The organism is Mycobacterium sp. UM_CSW (assembly GCF_000455205.1).
GTDB lineage: Bacteria > Actinomycetota > Actinomycetes > Mycobacteriales > Mycobacteriaceae > Mycobacterium.
On the sequence record NZ_AUWQ01000131.1, the window covers coordinates 1 to 6123 of the forward strand.

Consider the following 6123-nt stretch of genomic DNA (forward strand, 5'->3'; position numbering starts at 1 on the left):
GCCGCCCGCCCCGCCGGCCCCTCCGGCGGCCCCGCCGGTCCCGGACGCCGCGCCGTCGCCTGAGCCGGGGTCCCAAGCGGCCGAGATCGAGGCCATCGCCCCGCCCGAAGGCCGGCTGGAGCGACTCCGCGGAAGGCTGGCCCGCTCGCAGACCGCGCTCGGTCGCAGCGTGCTCGGCCTCATCGGTGGCGGCGACCTGGACGAGGAATCCTGGCAGGACGTCGAAGACACGTTGCTGGTCGCCGACCTGGGACCCGTCGTCACCGAGTCGGTAATCACGCAGCTGCGCAGCCGGCTGGCCAGCGGCAGCGTGCGCACCGAGGCCGACGCGAAGGCGGTGCTGCGCGACGTCCTGATCAACGAGCTACAGCCCGACATGGACCGCTCGATTCGCGCGCTGCCGCACCCCGACCACCCCTCGGTGCTGCTGGTCGTCGGGGTCAACGGCACCGGGAAAACCACCACCGTCGGCAAGCTGGCGCGGGTGCTGGTGGCTGACGGGCGGCGCGTCGTGCTGGGCGCGGCCGACACGTTCCGGGCGGCCGCCGCCGATCAGCTCCAAACCTGGGCCTCGCGGGTGGGCGCGGACGTGGTGCGCGGCGCCGAGGGCGCCGACCCGGCGTCGGTGGCTTACGACGCGGTCGACAAGGGCATCGCGGCCGGCGCCGACGTCGTCGTCATCGACACCGCCGGGCGACTGCACACCAAGGTCGGGCTGATGGACGAGCTCGACAAGGTCAAGCGCGTGGTGACCCGGCGGGCCGCGGTCGACGAGGTGCTGCTGGTGCTCGACGCCACCATCGGGCAGAACGGGCTCGCCCAGGCGCGCGTCTTCGCCGACGTCGTCGACATCACCGGCGCGGTGCTGACCAAGCTGGACGGAACGGCCAAGGGCGGCATCGTTTTCCGCGTTCAACAAGAACTCGGGGTGCCCGTGAAGCTGGTCGGGCTGGGCGAAGGCCCCGACGACTTGGCGCCGTTCGAACCCGCCGCTTTCGTGGACGCCCTGCTCGGCTGAGACCCCTTACACGCCAAGCGCGACGTTAATACCGCCGAAACACGGCGGCACCATCGCCGAAACAACAATTGCGCATGGTTCTCGCAGGCCACAGACGGACGTCTGACGGCCTTTCCTGTGCAACCGGAGGTGATAGCGCGTGGCATTCCCGCAATTGGGCCAACCCGATACGGGCGATACCGCCTGGATGTTGGCGAGTTCCGCTCTGGTGCTGTTAATGACGCCGGGCCTTGCCTTCTTCTATGGGGGCATGGTCCGAACCCGAAGCGTGCTCAACATGATCATGATGAGCATCAGCGCGATGGGCGTGGTGACCGTGCTGTGGGTGCTTTACGGCTACTCGATGTCGTTCGGCAACAGCAAGGGCGGCGTCGTCGGCAGCCCCGGCGACTACTGGGGGCTGAAGGGCCTCATCGGTGGCAATGCCGTCAAAGCCGACCCGAGCAAGGCGCAGGCGGCCGTCGACATCCCGCTCGCCGGCACCATGCCGGCCACCGTCTTCGTGGCCTTCCAGCTGATGTTCGCGATCATCACCGTCGCCCTGATCTCGGGCGCGGTGGCGGACCGGCTGAAGTTCACCGCGTGGCTGGTGTTCGCCGGCCTGTGGGCGACGCTGGTCTACTTCCCGGTCGCGCACTGGGTGTTCGCGGCCGATGGCTTCGCCTCCGAGCACGGCGGCTGGATCAACAACAAGCTGCATGCGATCGACTTCGCAGGTGGAACGGCGGTCCATATCAACTCCGGTGCGGCGGGCTTGGCGCTGGCGATCGTCTTGGGTAAGCGCAAGGGCTGGCCCACGACGCTGTTCCGCCCGCACAACCTGCCGTTCGTCATGCTGGGCGCCGGGTTGCTGTGGTTCGGCTGGTTCGGGTTCAACGCCGGATCGGCGACCAGCTCCAACGGCTCCGCCGGGTCGACCTTCATGACGACGACGATCGCAACCGCGACGGCCATGCTGGCCTGGCTCCTGGTCGAGCGCATCCGGGACGGGCATCCCACCACGCTGGGCGCGGCCTCGGGCATCGTCGCCGGGCTGGTGGCCATCACGCCGTCCTGCTCGTCGGTCAACGTGCTCGGTGCCCTGGTGATCGGCTTCGTCGGCGGTGCGGTGTGCGCGCTGGCGGTGGGGCTGAAGTTCAGGTTCGGCTTCGACGACTCGCTAGACGTGGTCGGTGTCCACATGATCGGCGGTTTGACGGGCACGCTGCTGGTCGGCCTGGTCGCGGCCCCGGAGAGCACGGCCATCAACGGCGTGACCGGCGTTTCGAAGGGCCTCTTCTACGGCGGCGGCTGGTCGCAGCTCGAGCGGCAGGCGGTCGGCGCGTTCAGCGTCCTCTTCTACTCGTTCCTCGTGACGCTTGTCCTGGCGCTTATCCTGAAATACACCATCGGGATTAGGCTGAGTCCGGAAGCCGAGGCCGGCGGCATCGACGAGTCGGAGCACGCAGAAACCGCTTACGAGTTCGCAGTTATCGGGGCCTCGTCCATTCCGCACCGGATCGGCGGCGCGGAGGAAAGCCCCAACGGACAGGACGACGCAGTCAAGAAAGTGGAGGCAGAGACTTCATGAAGCTGGTCACCGCTATCGTAAAGCCGTTCACGCTCGACGACGTCAAGACCGCCCTCGAGGAGGCGGGCGTCCTGGGGATGACGGTCAGCGAAATCCAGGGCTACGGACGGCAGAAGGGCCACACGGAGGTCTACCGGGGTGCCGAGTACTCGGTCGACTTCGTGCCGAAGGTGCGGATCGAGGTCGTCATCGACGACTCCATCGTCGACAAGGTCGTGGACAGCATCGTCCGGGCGGCCCGCACCGGCAAGATCGGGGACGGCAAAGTCTGGGTGAGCCCCGTGGAAACCATCGTGCGGGTGCGCACGGGTGAACGCGGGACCGATGCCCTCTGACCTTGACCGTAGCTTGCTGATTCAGGCCGGACGGGCCGGGAGGGTATGAAAGAGGACCCACCCGGCCCGTCCGGGTCATCTGGACCGGGCACGGAAAATGGCCGCGGGGCAAGCGATTTGGTTGCCGCGCGGCGCCGTTTGCTGTCGGATGGTCGTGCGTTGGGGGCCGCCGAGTTGCGGCACGCGTGGCAGGATCTGCACGAATCGTGGCTGACCGCCAAGGCGGACGAGATCGGCATCACCGACGGCAGTGGCTTCGCGATCGTCGGGATCGGCGGGCTGGGACGCCATGAGCTACTGCCGTATTCAGATCTGGACCTGATGTTGTTGCACGACGACAAGCCCGCCGAGGTGCTGCAACAGGTCGCCGACAAGCTGTGGTATCCGTTGTGGGACGCCAACGTTCGGCTCGACCACAGCGTGCGAACGGTTTCCGGGGCGCTCGGCGTCGCCAACACCGACATGATTGCGGCCCTGGGCATGCTCGATGCCCGCCACATCGCCGGCGACGCGCGGCTGTCCGAGGAGTTGATCGCGGGCGCAAGAAGGCAGTGGCGCAGCGCAATTCGCTCCCGAATGGGCGAGCTGGTCGAAATCACCCAGGCGCGTTGGCAGCGCTGTGGCCGGATTTCGCAGCGCGCCGAGCCGGACCTCAAATCCGGTCGCGGCGGCCTGCGCGACGTGCAATTGCTGGACGCCCTCGGGGTGGCCCAGCTCATCGACCGTCACGGCATGGCCCGTCCGGAAACGCCGGGCGGTTCGCTGGACGAGGCCTACCTGACGCTCCTCGACGTGCGCACCGAGCTGCACCGCGTTTCCGGGCGCGGGCGCGATCAGCTGCTGGCCCAGTACGCCGACGAGATCAGCGCCGCCCTGCACATCGGTGACCGATTCGACTTGTCCCGCAAGCTTTCCGACGCCGGGCGGACCATCGCCTACCACGCCGAGACGGGACTGCGGACCGCGGAAAACGCGTTGCCGCGCCGTGGCGTGTCGGCCCTGGTGCGCCGGCCCAGGCGCCGCCCGCTGGACGAGGGCGTCGTCGAGTATGCGGGCGAGATCGTGCTCGCCCGCGACGCCGCACCGGAGACCGACGCCGGGCTGGTGCTGCGGCTGGCCGCCGCGTCGGCGGACACCGGGTTGCCGATCGGCGCCGCCACGCTGAGTCGCCTGGCCGCCGCCGCGCCCGAGATGCCAATCCCTTGGCCCAGCACGGCTTTGGACGATCTGCTGGTCGTGCTTTCGGCGGGGCCTACCGCGGTGGCGACGGTCGAGGCGCTCGACCGCACCGGGCTGTGGGAGCGGCTGTTGCCGGAATGGGCTGCGATCCGCGACCTTCCGCCGCGCGACGTCGCGCACAAGTGGACGGTGGACCGTCACGTCATCGAGACCACCGTGAACGCGGCGCCGCTGGCGACCCGCGTGGCACGGCCCGACCTGCTTGGGCTGGGCGCGCTGTTGCACGACATCGGGAAAGGCAGGGGAGTCGACCACAGCGTGCTCGGCGCCGAAATGGCCCTCGAAATCGCGCCGCGGCTGGGGGTGGCGGCCAAGGATGCCGAGTTCCTGTCGAAGCTGGTTCGCCACCACCTGCTGCTGCCGGTGGCGGCGACCCGAAACGACCTCAACGACCCCAAGACGATCGAGGTCGTGTCCGAGGCGCTGGACGGGGATCCGCTCCTACTGGAGGTGTTGCACGCGCTGTCCGAGGCGGACTCGAAGGCGACCGGCCCCGGGGTGTGGAGCGACTGGAAGGCGTCGCTGATCGAGGAGCTGGTGCGTCGCTGCCGGCTGGTGATGGCGGGCGAGCCGCTGCCGCAGGCGGAACCGACTGCGCCGCAATATCTTTCGCTGGCCGCCGACCACGGCGTGCATGTGCAGCTCGAGGCCGCCGGCGGCGAGCGCTTTAACCTGGTGATGATCGCGCCCGATCAACGGGGGTTGGTGTCGAACGCCGCAGCGGTGCTCGCCCTGAACTCGTTGCGCATCCATTCGGCGTCGGTCAACACGCACGAGGGCGCAGCGATCATCGAATTCGTGGTGTCGCCGCTGTTCGGTTCGCCGCCCGAAGTCGGCCTGCTGCGCCAGCAGTTCACGAACGCGCTCAACGGCGACGTCGACGTCCTCGGCACGCTGGAGAAGCGCGACATCGACGCCGCCGGGGCGGCGACCGAGCGGGCCGGCGAGATCCAGGTCGGGGTTCCCGTCGTACGGTCGACCGCCCCGCCGCACGTCCAGTGGCTCGACCCCGCCGCGTCCGGCCAACCCCTCGTGGAGATCCGTTCCATGGATCGATTGGGATTGCTCGCGCTGCTGGCCCGGGCCCTGGAACGCGCGGGCGCCGACATCCGTTGGGCCAAGGTTCACACGTTCGGGTCGACCGCGGCCGACGTGTTCTGCGTGGAGCTTCCCGACGAGCCGGACGCGCGGGCGGCCGTGGAGAAGCACCTGCTGGCCGTGTTGGGCGGTAGCGCCGAGGTCTCCAGCTAGTGTCCTGCGGGCGTGTTGTGCCCGGGAATTCAACTGGCACAACCTGTCGAGGTCGGCGCTTGTTGCTGCGCCGACACGAGCGCCGCCGACGCCTGCCCCGGCACCCCGACGCCGACCAGCCAGTCCTCACGCATGACAGTAGGGACATGCGGGGCAGGCGCTCTGTGCCGGGCATGCCGGGGTTTCCCCTGGCTCGCCCGGTCGTTGGCCCTCGCCAGTGTTAGACGATGTTAGCCGCCGTCGCCGCCGGTGCCGCCTGTGGCGGTGGCGGTGCCGCCAGAACTGACATTCCAAGCGATAACGGCAGAACCACCGGCGCCGCCGCCGCCGCTATGGCCGGTGCCGCCAAAGTTGTCGCGGAAAATGCCGTCGGGTAAGAGGAAGCCCACACCTCCGAAGCCGCTCATCGCCGGCCCGCCGCCCATACTGGCGATAACGAAGAGTTCATCGCCGGTCGTGACGTAGGTGGAGTCGCTGCCACGGCCGCCGCTGCCGCCGATATTGCCGGCGCCGCCGCCGCCACCACCACCGCCGCCGCCGCTCAGACCCCCGTTGGTGGTATCGCCGCCGTTGGCAATACCGCCGCCACCGCCGACGCCGCCGGGGAAGGTGCCGCTTGCAATGCCGGTGCCGCCGCTGCCGCCGCTGACGGCGGCGTTGTTAACCCAGGCGGCGGCACCGCCTCCGCCGCCGCCACCGCCGGCGCCGCC

4 protein-coding genes and 1 pseudogene are annotated in these 6123 nt (G+C 69.4%); 4 read left to right on the top strand and 1 reads right to left on the bottom strand.

Features of this window, described 5'->3' with window-relative positions; genetic code table 11:
* From ftsY to N415_RS29020, 4 genes are all read left to right on the top strand, one after another.
* Positions 1 to 1018, top strand: a 1018-nt coding sequence (gene ftsY / locus N415_RS29005) for a signal recognition particle-docking protein FtsY (RefSeq protein WP_068189353.1), incomplete at its 5' end; no start/stop codon positions are given.
* A 187-nt stretch (positions 1019 to 1205) separates the two neighbouring features.
* Positions 1206 to 2588 (top strand): ammonium transporter, encoded by a 1383-nt coding sequence (locus N415_RS29010; protein ID WP_068101999.1) that lies wholly within the window; start codon positions 1206 to 1208, stop codon positions 2586 to 2588.
* Positions 2585 to 2923, top strand: a complete 339-nt coding sequence (gene glnB / locus N415_RS29015; protein ID WP_068101997.1) for a nitrogen regulatory protein P-II — start codon at positions 2585 to 2587, stop codon at positions 2921 to 2923. Before N415_RS29010 ends, glnB begins: the two co-directional genes overlap by 4 nt.
* 45 nt (positions 2924 to 2968) lie before the next feature.
* On the top strand, positions 2969 to 5413 hold the full coding sequence (locus tag N415_RS29020) for a [protein-PII] uridylyltransferase (RefSeq protein WP_081665594.1): 2445 nt from the start codon (positions 2969 to 2971) through the stop codon (positions 5411 to 5413).
* A gap of 230 nt (positions 5414 to 5643) precedes the next feature.
* Here the strand turns inward: N415_RS29020 and N415_RS33330 are convergent.
* Positions 5644 to 6123 (bottom strand): annotated as a pseudogene (locus N415_RS33330) (PE family protein); the annotation flags it as partial.